This window comes from Brenneria alni (genome assembly GCF_003666245.1).
GTDB lineage: Bacteria > Pseudomonadota > Gammaproteobacteria > Enterobacterales > Enterobacteriaceae > Brenneria > Brenneria alni.
The window spans coordinates 75307-93680 of the sequence record NZ_MJLZ01000010.1 but is presented as its reverse complement, the minus strand read 5'-3'; the positions used below and the strand labels follow the sequence as shown (position 1 = coordinate 93680).

Sequence of the window (18374 nt, the reverse complement as noted above, 5' to 3'; positions counted from 1 at the left end):
ATATCAGAGGACTCCATGCCTCCGTATTTAGATTTCCAGTTGTAATAGCTGGCTTCCGACACACCGTTTTCGCGGCACACATCCTTCACATGCCGACCACCTTCAACTTCTTTCAAAACCCGCAGGATCTGAGTTTCAGTGAAACGCGCTTTCTTCATAATGAGCCTCCTCTGGTTGTATTTTAACCAGAGAACTCTATTAAACGGTAAGACTAAATTCAGGGGGGACTACATAAATCAGTGTCCGGTTTTATTTGACCGTTACAGTGGCACAACTCGCTTCGCCTACCTATCGGTGAATCACTCACCACAAAGCAATGGGTGTCATTTGCTGACGACTACATGTTGTGTATGGGATTTAGCGATACACACCTGCGCTGCTATGTCATACATGACGACGAGGCAGGTCAACACATTCATATCATTGCCAGTAGAGTCGACTTGGTAGGAGGGAAGCTTTACCTGGGCAGAAATGAACGCCAAAGCCTACAGGTGAATCGCGATGGTTGTCAGTGATAAGATAGGGCTTACCAGAAATGTTAGGCACATACACAACTCGTCCGTCTGAATCAAAATCAGGTTTCGTTTCTATCGACAACTTATTGATTATTATAGATTGATTCAGAGTCATCTTCACAGTTGTTGCCTCATGTATACCAGAAGAGCCATGTTGTATTCTCGATAGTAGCTAGAATACCTCAGGCATACAAATTTTCGGATTTAGATAGTTTTATCAGGGTTTCACACGGGGCCAATTGAGTACTTCTAAAACCATAAAAATGAGTAAAATCATAATGAAAGAGTCTACAGACAAGGACTTCACCGCCCACACACCCATGATGCAGCAGTACTTTAAGCTGAAGGCGCAGCACCCGGAAATCCTGCTGTTTTACCGTATGGGCGACTTTTATGAGCTGTTCTACGATGATGCCAAGCGGGCATCGCAGCTTTTGGATATCTCACTGACCAAGCGAGGCGCCTCTGCGGGTGAACCCATCCCTATGGCTGGTGTTCCCCATCATTCCATCGAGAACTATCTGGCTAAACTGGTGCAGTTAGGTGAATCGGTCGCTATCTGCGAACAGATAGGGGATCCCGCCGCCAGCAAAGGGCCGGTAGAGCGAAAAGTTGTGCGTATCGTGACGCCAGGCACCATCAGTGATGAAGCACTGTTGCAGGAAAAACAGGACAATCTGTTAGCCGCCATCTGGCAGGATAGCCGTGGATTTGGCTATGCGACATTGGATATCAGCTCTGGTCGTTTTCGGGTGAGCGAACCTGCCGATCAGGAAACGATGGCCGCAGAATTGCAACGAACCAATCCGGCAGAATTACTCTATCCCGAGTCGTTTGAATCCATGCCGTTAATTGAACATCGTCATGGCTTACGCCGTCGCCCGCTGTGGGAATTTGAACTGGATACCGCCCGCCAGCAGTTGAATCTGCAATTCAGTACGCGCGACCTCACAGGGTTCGGTGTTGAGCAGGCGAAGCTCGCGCTGCGGGCCGCGGGTTGCCTGTTGCAATATGCCAAAGATACCCAGCGCACCTCATTGCCCCATATCCGTGGTATTACCATGGAACGTCAGCAGGATGGCATCATTATGGATGCCGCCACGCGGCGTAATCTGGAACTGACGCAAAACCTGTCGGGCGGTACGGAAAATACGCTGGCCACGGTGCTGGATTGCACCGTTACGCCGATGGGCAGCAGGATGTTAAAGCGCTGGCTGCATATGCCCAGCCGGGATATCCCCACGCTGACTCAACGCCAGCAGGCCATCAGCGCATTGCAGGACATCACGTCGGAATTACAGCCTTATCTGCGGCAGGTCGGTGATTTGGAGCGTATTCTGGCGCGACTGGCTCTGCGTTCTGCCCGCCCACGTGATTTAGCGCGGATGCGCCATGCATTCCAGCAATTCCCTGACATTCGGGCGTTGCTGGCACCGCTGGAAACCGACTATGTCCGTAAGTTAGTTAGCCAGATTGGTCAGTTTGACGAACTGCGTGACCTGCTTGAACGTGCAGTGGTGGAAGCGCCGCCGGTATTGGTGCGTGACGGTGGGGTTATCGCCACGGGTTACAACGCAGAGTTGGATGAATGGCGGGCGCTGGCAGATGGCGCCAGCGATTATCTGGACAGGCTTGAGATCCGTGAGCGTGAAAGAATGGGGCTTGATACCCTCAAGGTCGGTTTTAATGGCGTACATGGCTATTACATTCAGGTCAGCCGCGGTCAAAGCCATCTGGTGCCAATACATTACGTTCGCCGTCAGACGCTAAAAAACGCCGAACGCTATATCATCCCTGAGTTAAAAGAATACGAAGATAAGGTGCTGACCTCCAAAAGCAAAGCGCTGGCGCTGGAAAAAGCCCTCTATGATGAACTGTTCGATCTGTTACTGCCGCACCTGGCAAAGCTGCAACAAAGCGCGGCGGCATTAGCCGAACTGGATGTATTGTCTAATCTGGCGGAACGCGCCGACACGCTGAATTATGTGTGCCCCACGCTCAGTGATAAACCCGGCATCAGAATCGCTGGCGGACGCCACCCGGTGGTAGAGCAGGTTCTCAGCGAACCCTTTATCTCGAACCCGCTGTCACTTTCACCGCAGCGCCGTATGCTAATCGTTACCGGCCCAAACATGGGAGGTAAAAGTACCTATATGCGCCAGGCCGCGTTGATCGTACTGATGGCGCATATTGGCTGCTTCGTTCCGGCGGATCAGGCGGTTATCGGCCCGGTGGATCGCATCTTCACCCGCGTGGGTGCGGCGGACGATCTGGCTTCCGGTCGTTCAACCTTTATGGTGGAAATGACGGAAACCGCCAATATTCTGCACAACGCGACAGAAAACAGTCTGGTGCTGATGGATGAAATTGGCCGCGGAACCTCAACTTACGACGGATTATCGCTGGCCTGGGCCTGTGCCGAAAATCTGGCTCACCGCATCAAGGCCATGACGCTGTTCGCCACACATTATTTCGAGCTGACCAACCTGCCCGAAAAAATGGAAGGCGTGGTGAATGTTCATCTCGATGCAAGAGAGCATGGCGACACTATCGCATTTATGCACAGCGTTCAGGACGGCGCCGCCAGCAAAAGCTATGGGTTAGCGGTAGCCGCGCTGGCCGGCGTACCTAAAGAAGTCATCAAGCGGGCGCGGCAGAAGCTGAAAGAACTGGAGACACTGTCTAACAACGCATCATCCAGTCATATTGATGGCGCACAGCTGGCATTGCTGGGTAATGAAGAACCTTCCCCGGCGCTGGAAGCGTTAGAATCGATTGATCCAGACGCGTTAACGCCACGTCAGGCATTGGACTGGCTGTACCAGTTGAAGAAAATGCTGTAAGCGGGACGATTGCATCGTCACATCAAAAAAGCGCTGATCCCCTCAGCGCCTTATCTCTGGGCTATTTGCCAGTCGGCAAAAGTCATTTCCAGACTATTCTCATTATCGGACAACCAGATAGTCCCTTCCTGTAACGTGGCCTGTAGCGTCATATTTCGCTTTGCCAAAGCAGCGAGTTGCGCTAACTGACGGTCATCCAGAAAATGTATTGTCAGATTCTTATACCCTGATATTTTGCTGGCGATATTCTGCCACCATACCTGTGCGGCACGTTCACTATAAGCGTACAGCACTACCGAACGAGATTGGTTACAGGCTTTTTTCAGTCTCTTTTCATCTGGTAAACCAAGCTCGATCCACAGCTCCAGTTCCAGAGTGTCATTACGCAGCCAGATTTCCGGCTCATCATCAGCGCTCAACCCTTTCGTAAAACGTAAATTTTCATCCGCATGGCAAATCCAAGCCAACAAACGCAGCATCATCCGCTGCTCTGTTTCTGAAGGATGTTGGGCGATAGTCAGGTTAGCGTCATAGAAAAAATGACGATCCATATCCGCAATATTAATCGCTGCCTTGTAAACCGTTGCTTTTAATGCCATCTGTTACCTCGTATTTATCCACCAACAGTGTACTTGAGTAAGCGCTATCCTCACAGTAAAGGTGATATCTGCCACGTAACTGAGAGATTGGGCATCGGAGGAATACTGATATCCTATCGGAGCCTATGTTATAGTCGGTTTGCTAAATAGAGTTTATCTTCGTAGGCTTACAACATCCGTCACAATGAAAATGATGATGCATGAATGCCTACCGGGTTAAGCTTTCAAGGGAGGATATATAGTGCAAGAATACTGTGAATTAGTACGCCGCTTATACGCAGAGATCGCCAGCGGCGATCTGGGCTATATACCCGACGCGCTGGGTTGTGTATTGAAAACCCTGGATGACATCGCCGCTAACAGCGAGTTGCCATCCTCTGTCAGGGAACAGGCGGCTTATGCCGCCGCTAACTTATTGGTGAGTGATTATGTCAATGAGTAACGAATATCAACCCATCAACTGTGATGACTACGACAATCTGGAAGCCACCTGTCAGCAGCGTTTGATGCTAACACTGGAACTGCGTGGGGGTGAAATCGTTATCGGTAAAGCCAGTGACATAATTTCACGTAAACATGTTGAATATTTAGTGATCGAAGAGTCTGGCTCGACACGGGAACTTCGTCTCGATCACATCGTCAGTTTTAGCCATCCAGAAATAGGAAAAGTTGTCGTCAGCGAAGCATAACCAGCACATTTTTTCTCTAAAACGGACAACTGTGGTTGTCCGTTTTCATTTTAGATACCGGCTTGACGCCAGACAATATGCCAATGCGGTTCGTCTTCTTTTGCCTGCCCTTCCAGAGTGACAAACTGACCGAGTGCCGCAATCAACCGCTCATTATAAAAGACCAACGGTGTGCGATCGCGCAACCACGGCGGCACGGACAGCTCCTGCCAGAGCTTCTTTATTTGTCGCCCGTGCGTTCTGCCAACCATGTGCACAACCCCGCCAGCGCTAAAACGTATACTAACCTGTTCACCCACATGCGGCGCCCTAATGGCGATACCTTCATCTGACAGCAATACATAGCCCAAGCCATCAGGCAGCGCTAATGGGCCGGATACAGGCTGCCACGGCAAAACCCTGCCTTTCAGCGATCGCATTAGAGGCAGCACATAGAGGCGCCGACGAAAACGCCGGATTTGTCGTTGATTTAGCTGTAACACCGGGTCAGCATCCTGACGGCTGACGGCGACTTCGTGCCATAATCGTTGCAGTTGATCGCGGGCAGGCATTGGTACACCTTGTTCAGCCAGCCAACGACGCAGCAAAGCAAACCGACGCACCTGACTTAGCGGCAACATGCCTTCAATGCTCAGAGAACCATCCGACTGACACAGTGCCCGTAATGATTCAGCCAAAAGCTCATCAAGCAACTGTTCCTGCTCGGCACATAGCTGTGCGCTGCGAGACACTGCCACAGGGAAATGCGGCCAGCGCTGCGTTAAAAGAGGAAGCACCCTTCTGCGCAGAAAGTTGCGATCAAAACGTTCATCATGATTGCTGTCATCCTCAATCCAGCACAGTTGATGCTGCCTTGCATACTGCTCCAACTGTCGGCGGGAAAAACCCAGTAATGGGCGCAGCAGCGTATGGTTGTCAGATATCGTTTTGGCGGCCATTGCAGAAAGCCCAGCCGGGCCACTACCGCGTTTAAGCGCCAGTAAAAACGTTTCACTTTGATCATCAAGGTGCTGCGCAGTCAGCAGAATTTCATCGTCCTGCAAATGCGCTTTCAACACCTGGTAACGCGCCGCCCTTGCCGCCGCTTCAACCCCGCCGTTTTGCGCATCGACCGTGACGGCAAGCGTGGCAAAAGGCACCAGCCATTGCCGGCATTGGTGGCGGCAATGTTCAGCCCAGCTATCTGCCAGCGGGTTTAAACCGTGATGAACATAAGCAGCGCGAACATCTATATTACTGCGTTGACGCAACGTCACCAGCAGATGCAGTAAAACGCAGGAATCCAACCCACCGCTGTAAGCTACCAGCATCTGCCGATACCCTGCGGTTTGCGATGCCAGGGAGGCAAGTAGAGCGTCGCTGTTCACCGTTTCAAATCTCATACAGTTCTAAGGGCAACCCATCGGGATCGCGCAAGAAAGTAAACCGGCGCTGCGTCTCAGGATCGATCCGTACCGGCTCACAATTCACTCCCGCCAGTGAGAGTGCGGTAATAGCCTGCTCTACATTTTCAACCGCAAAGGCCAGATGCCGTAAACCACAAGCTTCAGGCTGGTTGATGCGGGCCGGGGGTTTCGCAAAAGAGAACAACTCAATGGTATAACGCCCATTCAATGCTAAATCCCCTTTCCACGATTGCCGTGCGGCTCGATATACTTCATTGATCAGGGAAAAACCCAGCACATCACAATAGAACGCCTTACTGCGCTCATAGTCGGAAGCAATAATAGCAATGTGATGAATATCAATGAGTTTTAGCATGGTTCTCCACTTTCATTACTGATTAAGCACTCAGGATATTGGCTGAAAGATCGACTTACCCGTGGCGTCATGCTGATGATAGCAAAAAGCCCGCTCTCATTGCTGACAGCGGACTTTTAGATGACAGAGTAATGAATAAAATCAGCAGTAACCGTAATTCATCAGACGCTGATAACGGCGATTAAGCAACTCTTCTTCACTCAGCCCGTCCAAATCTTCCAGATCGGCCAGCAACTGTGCTTTCAGGGACGCAGACATCGCTGTCACATTACGATGCGCCGAACCCAGTGGTTCAGGGATCACACTATCAATCATTTTCAGCTCTTTCAAACGTGGAGCCGTGATACCCATCGCTTCTGCGGCCAGCGGCGCTTTATCCGCGCTTTTCCACAGAATAGAGGCGCACCCTTCCGGTGAAATCACTGAATAGGTGCTGTATTGCAACATGTTTACTTTGTCGCCGACACCAATGGCCAGAGCGCCGCCGGAGCCGCCCTCACCGATCACGGTACAGATGATAGGAACGCGCAAGCCGGACATTTCACGCAGGTTACGTGCAATGGCTTCTGACTGCCCGCGCTCTTCAGCCCCCACACCTGGGTAAGCCCCCGGCGTGTCAATAAAAGTGATGATCGGCAATTTGAAACGTTCGGCCATTTCCATCAGACGTAGCGCTTTGCGATAGCCTTCCGGCGCTGGCATACCAAAATTACGCCGAATTTTTTCTTTGGTTTCACGCCCTTTCTGATGACCGATAATCATCACCGGACGACCGTCCAGACGCGCAATACCACCGACAATCGCTTTGTCATCGGCATAGGCGCGATCGCCCGCCAATTCATCAAAGTCGGTAAAGATATGCTTGATGTAATCCAGCGTATAAGGGCGCTGAGGATGACGCGCCAACTGGGCGACTTGCCATGCTCCCAGATCGGAGAAAATTTTACGCGTCAGTTCAACGCTTTTCTCCCGCAGCCGCTGGACTTCTTCGTCCAGATTAATATCTAATTTTTCGTCTTGACGGCTGACTGCGGTCAGCGAGTCAATTTTCGCTTCCAACTCTGCAATCGGCTGCTCAAAATCAAGAAAATTCAGACTCATAGTATTCCTATATTAGTCAAATTCCAGTTCCACCTGCTCATTACCCACTAATGTGCGCAGCTCATTCAGTAACGAATCAGTTGGCGTTATCCGCCATGCCGCACCGAAACGTAACCGGGCGCACGCATCTTCACGTTGGTAATAGAGATGCACTGGGATCGTCCCCGATCGATGAGGTTCCAACGATAGGCGGAGACGGTTTAATAGCTGGTCATCAATTTGCCTGTCAGTCAGCGAGATAGCAAGCCCACGCGCATATTTTTCCCGCGCTTCGCTGATATCCATTAACTCGCGGACGGTCATTTTAAGCCCGCCACTAAAGTCATCAAAGCTGACCTGTCCACTGGCGATCAGGATACGGTCTTTTTCCAACAAATGCTGATATTTTTCCAGCGCATCGGTGAACAACATGATTTCAAGACGACCGGAACGGTCGTCCAGTGTACAAACGCCAATACGGTTTCCCCGCTTGGTCACCATTACCCTGGCGGCTAACACCAGCCCCACGGCCGTGGTCATTTTGCCCCGTTCCGTCGGGTGCATATCTTTCAAACGCAAGCCGTCGGCATAACGTTCAATTTCTTTAAGATATTGGGTGATCGGGTGCCCCGTCAGATACAATCCCAGCGTCTCGCGCTCGCCATCCAACACCACCTGCTCCGGCCACGGCGGAACCGTGCTGTAAGATTGCTCAACCTGCTCGGGGGCATCGGCCAGCACGCCAAACATATCCACCTGCCCGATAGCCTCCGCTTTTGCGTGCTGATCGGCGGCCTTCAGCGCATCACCCAGAGAATTCATCAGCGCGGCGCGGTGCGGCCCCAGGCGGTCAAACGCCCCGGACATAATCAGCTTTTCCAGCACCCGACGGTTCAGCTTCTTAATATCGGTTCGGGCGCAAAGGTCAAAAAGCTCTTTGAAGTAGCCATCTTGATTACGCGCTTCGATAATTGCTTCAATTGGCCCTTCACCAACGCCTTTAATCGCCCCAATGCCGTAAACAATTTCACCATCGTCGTTAACGTGGAAATGATAAAGCCCGCTGTTGATATCCGGCGGCAGGATTTTCAGCCCCATGCGCCAGCATTCATCCACCAGCCCAACCACCTTATCGGTGTTATCCATATCCGCCGTCATCACCGCCGCCATGAACTCCGCCGGATAATGGGCTTTCAGCCACAACGTCTGATAGGACACCAGCGCATAAGCGGCAGAGTGCGATTTGTTAAACCCATAACCGGCAAATTTTTCTACCAGGTCGAAGATTTTAATCGCCAGCTCGCCATCGATGCCGCGTGCTTTTGCACCGTCTTCAAAACCACCGCGCTGCTTGGCCATTTCGACCGGGTTCTTTTTACCCATTGCGCGACGCAGCATATCCGCGCCGCCCAGCGTATAACCCGCCAGCACCTGGGCAATCTGCATCACCTGTTCCTGATACAGAATAATACCATAGGTCGGTTCCAGTACCGGTTTGAGCGATTCGTGCTGCCACTGGATATCAGGATACGAGATTGCTTCACGCCCATGTTTACGGTCGATAAAGTTATCCACCATACCGGACTGCAACGGGCCAGGGCGGAACAAGGCCACCAGCGCGATCATATCTTCAAAGCAGTCAGGCTTCAGGCGCTTAATCAAATCCTTCATGCCGCGCGATTCAAGCTGGAATACCGCCGTGGTTTCCGAGCGTTGCAGCATGTCAAAACTCTTTTTGTCATTGAGCGGGATGGCCGCAATATTTATCGGTTCAAGCCCTTGCCTGGCACGCCGTGCGTTGATCATCTCCAGCGCCCAGTCGATGATGGTCAGCGTACGCAAGCCAAGGAAGTCGAATTTCACCAGCCCGGCGTATTCCACATCGTTTTTATCAAACTGGGTAACAGGATGGTTGCCTTCCGCATCACAATACAACGGGGCAAAGTCAGTGATTTTGGTTGGTGAGATAACCACCCCACCCGCATGTTTCCCCGCGTTACGCGTTACGCCTTCCAGCTTACGCGCCATATCGATAAGGGCTTTGACTTCCTCGTCAGCTTCGTAGATTTCGGGCAACTGCGGTTCAGCAGCAAAGGCTTTTTCCAGCGTCATCCCCGGATCGGGGGGAACCAGTTTAGAAATGCGGTCCACAAAGCCATAAGGATGACCCAGCACCCGGCCCACATCACGGATTACCGCTTTGGCGGCCATCGTACCAAAGGTAATAATCTGTGAAACCGCATCACGCCCGTACATGTCAGCGACGTGATCGATCACCAGATCGCGCTTTTCCATGCAGAAATCGACGTCAAAGTCTGGCATGGAAACACGTTCCGGATTCAGGAAGCGTTCGAACAGCAGGTCAAATTCCAGCGGATCCAGGTCGGTAATTTTCAGCGCATACGCCACCAGGGAACCAGCCCCCGATCCACGCCCCGGCCCTACGGGCACATCATTGTCTTTAGACCACTGGATAAACTCCATCACGATCAGGAAGTAACCCGGAAATCCCATCTGGTTGATAACGCCCAGTTCAAGATCCAGACGCTCATCATATTCAGGGCGTTTCTCTGCCCGCTCATCCGGGTCAGGGAACAGGAATTCCAGACGCTCTTCCAGCCCTTCTTTCGCCCGTTTGACCAGATAATCTTCCGTGGACATATCCCCGGTCGGGAACTGCGGCAGAAAATATTCGCCCAAACGGATGGTCACGTTACAGCGTTTGGCAATTTCTACGCTGTTAGCCAATGCTTCAGGAATATCGGCAAACAACTCGCACATTTCATCTTCAGTGCGCATATATTGCTGTGGGCTGTAATTCCGTGGCCGCTTGGGATCGTCGAGCGTATAGCCATCATGGATGGCCACGCGAATTTCATGCGCCTCGAAATCCTCTTCGCTGATGAAACGGACATCGTTGGTCGCCACCACCGGCAGCCCGTGTTTTGTTGCCAGTTCAATGGCAGCATGCAGATAGCTTTCTTCATCCGGGCGCCCGGTGCGGATCAGCTCCAGATAATAACGATCGGGGAAATGTCGCTGATAAAATGCCAGGCAATGTTCAGCCTGCATCTGATTTCCACGCAGCACAAACTTGCCAACGTCGCCGTGGCGACCGCCAGATAACAGCAGTAATCCGTTGTTGTGCTCAATCAGCCAGTCGCGATCTATCGTTGGGCCTTCGGCCCCGTAGCCACGCTGATAAGCATGGGAAATCAGCAGCGTTAAATTCTGGTAGCCGTCATTATTCATCGCCAGTATCGTGAGGTGAGCAAGTTCATCGCCTAATTCTTCGCTGGCGACATAAACATCTGCCCCAATAATCGGCTTGATACCGGCGCCATGAGCGCCGCCATAAAACTTGACCAGCCCGCACAGGTTGGTGAAATCGGTAATCGCCAGAGCTGGCATACCCAGCGCCGCCACTTTTTTTACCAGCGGCCCGATCTTTGCCAGCCCATCGATCATGGAATAGTCACTGTGAACACGCAGGTGAACAAAACGTGGTTCGGCCATCTCCAGATCCCAGAATTTATCGATTAGTCAACGCTGTAATTTTAATAATGACATCACAGCATTAAGGGTTAATGATGATTACGCCAGCCCTAACGCCCGTTTAACCGGAGCAAAACTCCGGCGGTGAAACGCGGTGGCGCCAAATGCCGCCAGTTTCTCTAAATGAAAAGCGGTTGGATAACCTTTATGCTGCGCAAAACCGTATGCGGGAAATAGTTTGTCCAGCTCCACCATCTCGCGATCGCGTGTGACCTTCGCCATGATGGAAGCCGCGCTAATCTCCGCCACGCGGCTATCCCCTTTAACCACCGCTTGCGCAGGCATGGGCAAAGCAGGGCAGCGATTACCGTCGATCAACACAAAATCCGGCGTCAACGCCAGCCCGGCGACTGCCCGCTGCATCGCCAACATGGTGGCGTGCAGTATGTTTAACTGATCTATCTCTTCAGGCTCTGCCCGTCCAACACTCCAGGACAGCGCTTTCTCTTTTATCTCATCATAAAGCGCCAGCCGACGTTTTTCACTCAGTTGCTTTGAGTCTGCCAGCCCGACAATAGGCCTGGAAGGATCGAGAATAACCGCCGCAGTGACGACAGCCCCCACTAATGGCCCACGCCCCACTTCATCAACCCCCGCAATACAATAGTAAGCCTGCGGGTAGATAAACATATCACTCATGATTTCGCTAATTCCAGTACGGCTTGTGCTGCCTGCTCGTCGGCATTACAGCGAATCTGCTGATGCAAATTCAAAAACGTTGCCTGCAAAGCGGCGGTTTTATTTTCATCATCCAGCCAGGGCGTCAGTGCCGCCGCCAGTTTATCCGGCGTGCACTCGCTCTGTAGCAGTTCAGTAACCAGTTCGCGCCCAGCCAGCAGGTTAGGCAGGGAAACCCAGGATGTTTTCACCAGTTTCTGCGCCAGCCAGAAGGTGAAAGGCTTCATACGATACCCCACCACCATCGGGCATTTCGCCAGCATACACTCCAGCGCAGCGGTTCCCGAAGCCAACAAGGTTGCGTCACTGGCAACCATCGCTTCACGCGCTTGCCCATCGAGTATATGAAGCGGTAAATCAGGCGCAGCGGTATTTTTTATCCGCTCAAACTGTTCGCGACGCTTACTGTTGACCAGAGGAACGACAATTTCCAGCGCAGGAAATCGCTGACGCAACAGCCGAGCGGTATTGAGAAAGTCGGCACTGAGCATTTCCACCTCAGCACTGCGGCTACCGGGCAACAGCGCCAGACAGAGGCTGTCATCGGGGATGCCGAGCGTTGCTCTGGCAGCCGCTTTATCCGGGTGCAAAGGCATGGCATCCGCCATCGTATGGCCGATAAAACGACAGGGAACATTGAAACGATCGTAAAACGCTTTTTCAAAAGGAAGAAATGCCAGCACCAGATTGGTTGCCTTACCAATTTTGAAAACGCGCTTTTGACGCCAGGCCCACACGGAAGGGCTGACATAATGAATGGTGCTGATGCCACGATGCTTCAGACGGCCTTCGAGCACAATATTAAAGTCCGGCGCATCAATGCCGACAAAAACATCGGGCTTAAGCGCGCTAAAACGCTGTGTTAAATCCCGGCGAATTTTAAGCAAACGCGGCAAGCGCTCAAGCACTTCAACGATGCCCATGACGGCCAGTTCTTCCATCTCGTACCAGGCTTCACAACCTTCAGCCTGCATACGTGGCCCGGCGACGCCCACGAAACGGGCATCAGGAACTTTCGCTTTCAACGCTCGAATCAATCCTGCGCCAAGAATGTCGCCGGAAGTTTCTCCGGCAACCAATCCGATAACCAAAGGACGCTGTGGCATAGGTTAACGAATGATACCGCGGGTAGAACGGGCAAAGAAATCGATAAACGCCTGTACTGCCGGGTGTTTGACCGCCAGCGCCTCAATTTCCGGTTTTACCTCATCAAGCGTTCTACCGCTACGGTAAATCAGCTTGTAAGCATTGCGGATAGCATGTTGGGTTTCTTTCTCAAAACCACGGCGCTTCAACCCTTCAATGTTCAAGCCAAACGGCGTGGCATGATTTCCCTGCGCAATGACGTAAGGAGGAACATCCTGCGCGACACCAGAGCATCCGCCGACCATAACATGAGCACCGATGATGCAGAATTGATGCACCGCCGTCATACCGCCGATGATGGCAAAATCATCAACGGATACATGCCCGCCAAGCGTTGCATTATTGGCAAAGATACAACGGTTGCCAATAACACAGTCATGCGCGATATGCGTATTGATCATCAGCAGATTATCGCTACCTACTTTAGTCAACCCACCGCCTTGTTCTGTGCCACGGTGAATAGTGACACTCTCACGTAGACGGTTACGATCGCCGATTTCAACACGAGTCGGCTCTCCTGCGTATTTCAGATCCTGATTCACTTCACCAATCGAGGCGAACTGATAGATTTCGTTATCGCGGCCAATCTTGGTTATACCATTGACCACAACATGCGATTTCAAAACAGTACCTGCACCGATCTCAACCTGAGAACCGATATAGCAGAATGGGCCGATATGCACACCGGCACCAATGATAGCGCCATCTTCAACGATGGAGCTGGGATGAATAAAGGCGGTTTGATCAATCACGTTATCAGGCCTCCCGACGACGAGCACACATCATTGACGCTTCACAGGCGACCTCGCCATCAACTTTAGCGACACCTTTAAAGCGCGCAACACCGCGACGCTCTTTAATGAATTCAACCTCCAGGATCATTTGATCCCCTGGCTGTACAGGGCGCTTAAAGCGCGCCTCATCAATTGCCGCAAAATAATAAAGTTCACCTGGCTCAAGCCTGCCAGCGCTTTTAAACGCCAGAATACCGGTTGCCTGGGCCATAGCTTCCAGAATCAGCACGCCAGGGAAGATGGGTTTACCTGGGAAATGCCCTTGAAAGAAAGGCTCATTGAAAGAGACGTTTTTCACTGCTCGTAAAAATTTACCTTCTTCAAAATCCAGTACACGATCAACCAGTAAAAACGGGAAGCGGTGCGGCAATAATTCTAAAATCTCTTCAATATGCAGAGTATGAGTGTCAGTAGTCAAAATACTCTTCCTGTCCATAAAACTGATGCCATCAACAACACGGCCTGCTCAGATCCTAAAAGGGGATCTTCAGGCAGGCCGCAAATAAGGATTAGTACACGGGTGCATGAACACGATTCACTTACACCCGGACTTTTCATTTACATCCAGACTATGCGTTTGCAGCCAATCAGACAAAATGCCCGTGACTACCTGTTATCGACTTTTCGTTCAACGGCTCTTAACCGCTTGCTTATATCATCGATATTCATCACCAACGCGGCGGTCTTACGCCAAACTTTATTGGGCTGCAAAGGAATGCCCGAAGAGTATACTCCAGGTTCGGTGATCGGTCTCATTACCATGCCCATTCCCGTCACCGTGACTTTATCGCAGATCTCCATGTGACCATTAATCACACTTGCCCCACCGATCATGCAATAACGGCCTATTTTCAGGCTTCCGGCCATAATGACACCGCCTGCGACCGCTGTATTGTCGCCAATCACAACGTTGTGAGCAATCTGGCATTGGTTATCAATGATGACGCCATTGCCAATGATCGTATCATCTAATGCTCCACGGTCGATCGTCGTACTGGCGCCAATTTCGACCCGATCGCCAATTTTAACCGTACCTAACTGGGGGATCTTCACCCAGTTGCCCCGATCGTTAGCATAACCAAAGCCATCAGAGCCGATGACCGCCCCCGATTGAATCAGGCATTGTTCACCGATTTCAACGTTGTGGTAGACCGTGACATTCGCCCACAACCGACTGCCAGCGCCAATACGTGCATTTTTACCAATAAAACAGCCAGGGCCAATGCTCACACCATCACCCAGTTGCGCACCGGACTCAATAACGGCATTCGCCCCGACAGAAACCTGCGCCCCAATCGTAGCATCGGCCGCAATCACCGCACCGGGTGCAATATCCGTAGCGGGAGCTGGCGTGGTATCCATCAGTTGCGCCAAACGCGCATAGGTAAGATAAGGATTTTTAACCACCAACGCCGCAACCTGACAGTAAGGCAAATCCGCTTGCGTCAGCACTATCGCAGAGGCCTGAGTCTGTGCCAATTGCTCACGATAGCGGCTGTCAGATAGAAAAGTAATCTGTCCGGACTTTGCTGAATGCATAGAAGCAACGCCGGTGATGACAACACTGCCATCACCGTGTAATTGCGCATCCAACTGTTGTGCTAAAACATCCAGTCGAATCGAATACATGAATTATTTAACCTGTTTCAGCACATCAGCAGTAATGTCTTTGGCATTAGCAGAATAGGCCACTGCATTAGCGTCGATCACCACATCATAGCCTTCTTTGCTGGCAACAGATTTTACTGCATCCTGAATACGGCTCAGGATTTTATTACGCTCTTCCATCTGACGACGGCGATTATCTTGATCAAATGCCTGCGCTTTAGTTGAAAACTGCTCACGTTGAGCCATGACGTCTTTTTCCATTTTGCTGCGATCGCTCGCTTTCATGGTAGAGCCATCACGCTGCAGCTTTTGCATTTTGGTTTGCAAATCCTTTTCCATCGATTGCAATTCAGAAGCACGGCCTTTGAATTCATTTTCCAGTTGACGGGCTACCGTTTCGCGCTGCGGTAGCTGTTGGAAAATACTGGATACGTTGACAACAGCAATCTTGTCAGCAGCCTGAACGCTGGCTGAAGCAGCCAATGCTAAACCGAACCCTGCGGCACACAACCACTTTTTCACTATAAACTCCTCAACCTAACCTGTTTGTGTCTTAACACATTGATGTGCATAGCGTCATAACATTAGCTGCGTTTCAGCACGCCAAGTTATATCCGCCATGCGACTTGCCTTGCATACGACCTGCTGACGTCACATTACCAGGTTTTACCAATATTAAACTGGAACTGTTCCGACTTATCTCCATCGTATTTTTTAATCGGCTGGGCATAGGAGAACACCAATGGCCCAAGCGGAGACATCCATTGCAACGCGATCCCGCCTGAAATGCGGAAATTGTCCGCCTTGCTGTAATCAGGAACGCCTGCGGCCAATGTGGCGTCCGTATTTTCCCAATTGGTATCCCAAACCGTACCGCCATCCACAAAGAAAGAGGTGCGCACGGAATTGGCATACTTTTCACTGATAAACGGCGTCGGCACAATCAGTTCCGCACTCAGCACGGCCATCGCATTACCACCAACGGCATCGTCCAGATTACTTGAATCTATCGGACAATTTTTGTAAGAGGACTCCCCCCCATTACACATATAATACGCCGCTTTAGGACCGATGGTATTCGACTGGAAACCACGCACCGTGCTTGAACCACCCGCATAGAAGTTATCGTAGAACGGCACTTCCTTGTCGCCCAGGCCGTCTGCATAACCCGCACGGGCGCGCCCCATCAACACCCAGTTACGGTTTTCAGTCAACGGGAAGTACGTAGCTGAATCAAACGTCAGTTTGTAGTATTCGTTGTCGGAACCAGGAATAGTGACTTTTACGTTGGCGGAAGCACGGGTACCCGAGGTCGGGAAGTAGCCCCGGTCCAGATTATTGTATGTCCATCCGGTCGTTAGGAAGAAGTCATTTGCACTGAAATCAGCGCTGGATTTATCGTTTTCGCCGACCACTTCCGGGTTCACATTAACTGAATCCAGATAACGCCACATCGCTACCTGCGGTTTCATATCCGACAGATTATTATGGACATAGTCCAACCCCAGACGCAGCGAGTTATTCTCGTTGATCGGGAACCCTAACGTACTGCCAATACCGTAACTGGTATTGGTATAGTCAGACAGATCCGCGTCATACGCTTCAAACTTGTTGTAGAAAATACGTCCGCCAAGACTGACGCCATCCACCGTGAAGTACGGGTCGGTCAGAGACAGCTCGACATAGGTTTGATAATCATTTCTCGTCCCGCTGATACCAACGGAGTTACCCGTTCCTAACCAGTTATCCTGCTGGACACCGGCCTGGAAGCTCACGCCGCTTTCTGTCCCAAAGCCCACACCGAAGTTAAATGTCCCGGTGTTACGCTCTTTAACTTTATAGGTGACATCAACCTGGTCGACAGTACCGGGAACGCGTTGAGTTTCGACATCAACACTTTCAAAATATCCCAGCCGGTTCAGACGCTCTTTGCCCTGTTCAACTAAATCGTTGCCTAACCAGCCACCTTCCATCTGACGCATTTCACGACGCAGCACTGAGTCTTTGGATGTGTCATTGCCTTCGAAACGGACGCGACGGACATAAAATCGGTTACCGGCATCAACGCTGATATTCAGTTTCACACTCTTATCGGCATCATTAATTTCAGGCTGAGTCGCCACGCGTGGATAGGCATAACCATAACGGCCTAATAACTTTTTGATATCTTCTTCCATGCGGGTAACTTTGGCGCCGTTATACAGTTCACCCGGCTCAATTTTCGTCAGCCCTTCAATTTCAGCAGAATGCCCCGCCAGATTACCCATAACGGAAACGCCAGAAAGCGTATATTGATCACCTTCCGTCAGGTTAATCGTAATGTAGATGCCTTTTTTATCAGGCGTTAAACTAACCTGTGTGGAATCAATATTGAATCGTGCGTAGCCGCGATCCAGATAAAAACTACGCAACGTTTCGAGGTCACCAGAAAGTTTCTGCTTCTGATACTTGCGGTCGCCGACCACGTTCCACCACGGCACTTCATCACGCAGTTGGAAACGGGAAATCAGTTCGTCGGAGCTGAAGGCTTTATTACCGACAATGTTGATTTGCTGAATCTTGGCCGACACCCCTTCCGTGAACACCAGCTTCAGGTCAACACGATTGCGGGGCAACGGCGTGACAACGGCTTTCACCGACGCGCTGTATTTGCCCACACTATAGTAGAAATCTTCCAGTCCTTTCTCGATAGTGGAAAGCGCAGTACGGTCAAGCGCTTCGCCAACCCGCACGCCGGAAGCTTCCAGGTTCTCTTTCAGCATGTCGTCTTTTACCGACTTGTTGCCTGAGAAAGTAACGCTGGCGATTGTCGGACGCTCCTTAACCTGCACAATCAGCGTTTCGCCGTCGCGCAGGACACGGACATCTTCAAAATTTCCGGTAGCGAATAAAGCACGGATGGTATTACCGATATCATCATCACTGACGGTATCACCAACACGGACTGGCATACTGAGTAATGCCGCTCCGACGGCAACCCGCTGCAGGCCCTCGAAATGAATATCCTTCACTACGAACCCGTCTGCACCGTATACGGTGGCGCTGCTAAACAGCAGCGACGCTATGAGCAACTTTTTCATCGCCATCGTTGTTATGCGTTTTTCCT

Annotated in this window: 16 protein-coding genes and 2 pseudogenes; 4 read left to right on the top strand and 14 right to left on the bottom strand. The window is 51.2% G+C overall.

Annotated features, from left to right (window positions below):
• Positions 1-158, bottom strand: a 158-nt coding sequence (locus BIY29_RS06805) for a transposase (protein ID WP_147437145.1), incomplete at its 3' end; no start/stop codon positions are given.
• Between the two features lie 108 nt (positions 159-266).
• On the opposite strand from BIY29_RS06805, the pseudogene BIY29_RS20540 reads away from it, so the two are divergent.
• Positions 267-476: pseudogene (locus BIY29_RS20540) on the top strand (relaxase/mobilization nuclease domain-containing protein); the annotation flags it as partial.
• Here the strand turns inward: BIY29_RS20540 and BIY29_RS20535 are convergent.
• Positions 436-636: pseudogene (locus tag BIY29_RS20535) on the bottom strand (integrase); the annotation flags it as partial. The pseudogenes BIY29_RS20540 and BIY29_RS20535 sit on opposite strands and share 41 nt — an antisense overlap.
• A 157-nt stretch (positions 637-793) precedes the next feature.
• Between BIY29_RS20535 and mutS the strand changes: the two are divergent.
• Positions 794-3358, top strand: coding sequence for a DNA mismatch repair protein MutS (gene mutS, locus BIY29_RS06790; RefSeq protein ID WP_121574394.1), 2565 nt, complete (start codon positions 794-796; stop codon positions 3356-3358).
• Between the two features lie 50 nt (positions 3359-3408).
• Here the strand turns inward: mutS and BIY29_RS06785 are convergent, their stop codons facing one another.
• Positions 3409-3957, bottom strand: a complete 549-nt coding sequence (locus tag BIY29_RS06785; protein ID WP_121574393.1) for a YaeQ family protein — start codon at positions 3955-3957, stop codon at positions 3409-3411.
• 241 nt (positions 3958-4198) lie between these two features.
• Between BIY29_RS06785 and BIY29_RS06780 the strand changes: the two genes are divergently transcribed.
• The gene (locus tag BIY29_RS06780; RefSeq protein WP_121574392.1) at positions 4199-4399 is read left to right on the top strand and encodes a YaeP family protein; all 201 of its coding nucleotides are present in this window, start codon (positions 4199-4201) and stop codon (positions 4397-4399) included.
• Positions 4386-4646 carry a Rho-binding antiterminator gene (rof, locus tag BIY29_RS06775; RefSeq protein WP_121574391.1) on the top strand — a complete coding sequence of 87 codons (261 nt, stop codon included), beginning with the start codon at positions 4386-4388 and terminating at the stop codon, positions 4644-4646. Before BIY29_RS06780 ends, rof begins: the two co-directional genes overlap by 14 nt.
• Before the next feature lie 50 nt (positions 4647-4696).
• On the opposite strand, the gene tilS is transcribed toward rof, so the two are convergent.
• From tilS to bamA, 11 genes are all read right to left on the bottom strand, one after another.
• Positions 4697-6028, bottom strand: a complete 1332-nt coding sequence (tilS, locus tag BIY29_RS06770; protein ID WP_121574390.1) for a tRNA lysidine(34) synthetase TilS — start codon at positions 6026-6028, stop codon at positions 4697-4699.
• Entirely contained in the window at positions 6018-6407 is a 390-nt protein-coding gene (locus BIY29_RS06765; protein WP_121574389.1) for a VOC family protein, read from the bottom strand. The genes tilS and BIY29_RS06765 overlap by 11 nt, the downstream gene beginning before the upstream one ends.
• 141 nt (positions 6408-6548) lie before the next feature.
• Complete coding sequence (gene accA / locus BIY29_RS06760; protein ID WP_121574388.1) at positions 6549-7508, bottom strand: acetyl-CoA carboxylase carboxyl transferase subunit alpha; 960 nt, start codon at positions 7506-7508, stop codon at positions 6549-6551.
• A gap of 12 nt (positions 7509-7520) precedes the next feature.
• The gene (gene dnaE, locus BIY29_RS06755; protein WP_121574387.1) at positions 7521-11003 is read right to left on the bottom strand and encodes a DNA polymerase III subunit alpha; all 3483 of its coding nucleotides are present in this window, start codon (positions 11001-11003) and stop codon (positions 7521-7523) included.
• 78 nt (positions 11004-11081) lie between these two features.
• Positions 11082-11681, bottom strand: a complete 600-nt coding sequence (gene rnhB, locus BIY29_RS06750; RefSeq protein ID WP_121574386.1) for a ribonuclease HII — start codon at positions 11679-11681, stop codon at positions 11082-11084.
• Positions 11678-12826, bottom strand: coding sequence for a lipid-A-disaccharide synthase (lpxB, locus tag BIY29_RS06745; protein WP_121574385.1), 1149 nt, complete (start codon positions 12824-12826; stop codon positions 11678-11680). The genes rnhB and lpxB overlap by 4 nt, the downstream gene beginning before the upstream one ends.
• A gap of 3 nt (positions 12827-12829) precedes the next feature.
• A complete protein-coding gene (lpxA, locus tag BIY29_RS06740; protein WP_121574384.1) occupies positions 12830-13618 on the bottom strand; it encodes an acyl-ACP--UDP-N-acetylglucosamine O-acyltransferase in 789 nt (262 codons plus the stop codon).
• 4 nt (positions 13619-13622) lie between these two features.
• Positions 13623-14096, bottom strand: a complete 474-nt coding sequence (fabZ, locus tag BIY29_RS06735) for a 3-hydroxyacyl-ACP dehydratase FabZ (protein ID WP_205680314.1) — start codon at positions 14094-14096, stop codon at positions 13623-13625.
• A gap of 170 nt (positions 14097-14266) precedes the next feature.
• A complete protein-coding gene (lpxD, locus tag BIY29_RS06730) occupies positions 14267-15289 on the bottom strand; it encodes a UDP-3-O-(3-hydroxymyristoyl)glucosamine N-acyltransferase (RefSeq protein WP_121574382.1) in 1023 nt (340 codons plus the stop codon).
• A 3-nt stretch (positions 15290-15292) separates the two neighbouring features.
• Positions 15293-15790 carry a molecular chaperone Skp gene (skp, locus tag BIY29_RS06725; RefSeq protein WP_121574381.1) on the bottom strand — a complete coding sequence of 166 codons (498 nt, stop codon included), beginning with the start codon at positions 15788-15790 and terminating at the stop codon, positions 15293-15295.
• Between the two features lie 134 nt (positions 15791-15924).
• On the bottom strand, positions 15925-18354 hold the full coding sequence (gene bamA / locus BIY29_RS06720) for an outer membrane protein assembly factor BamA (protein WP_121574380.1): 2430 nt from the start codon (positions 18352-18354) through the stop codon (positions 15925-15927).
• Between the last annotated feature and the right edge of the window lie 20 nt (positions 18355-18374).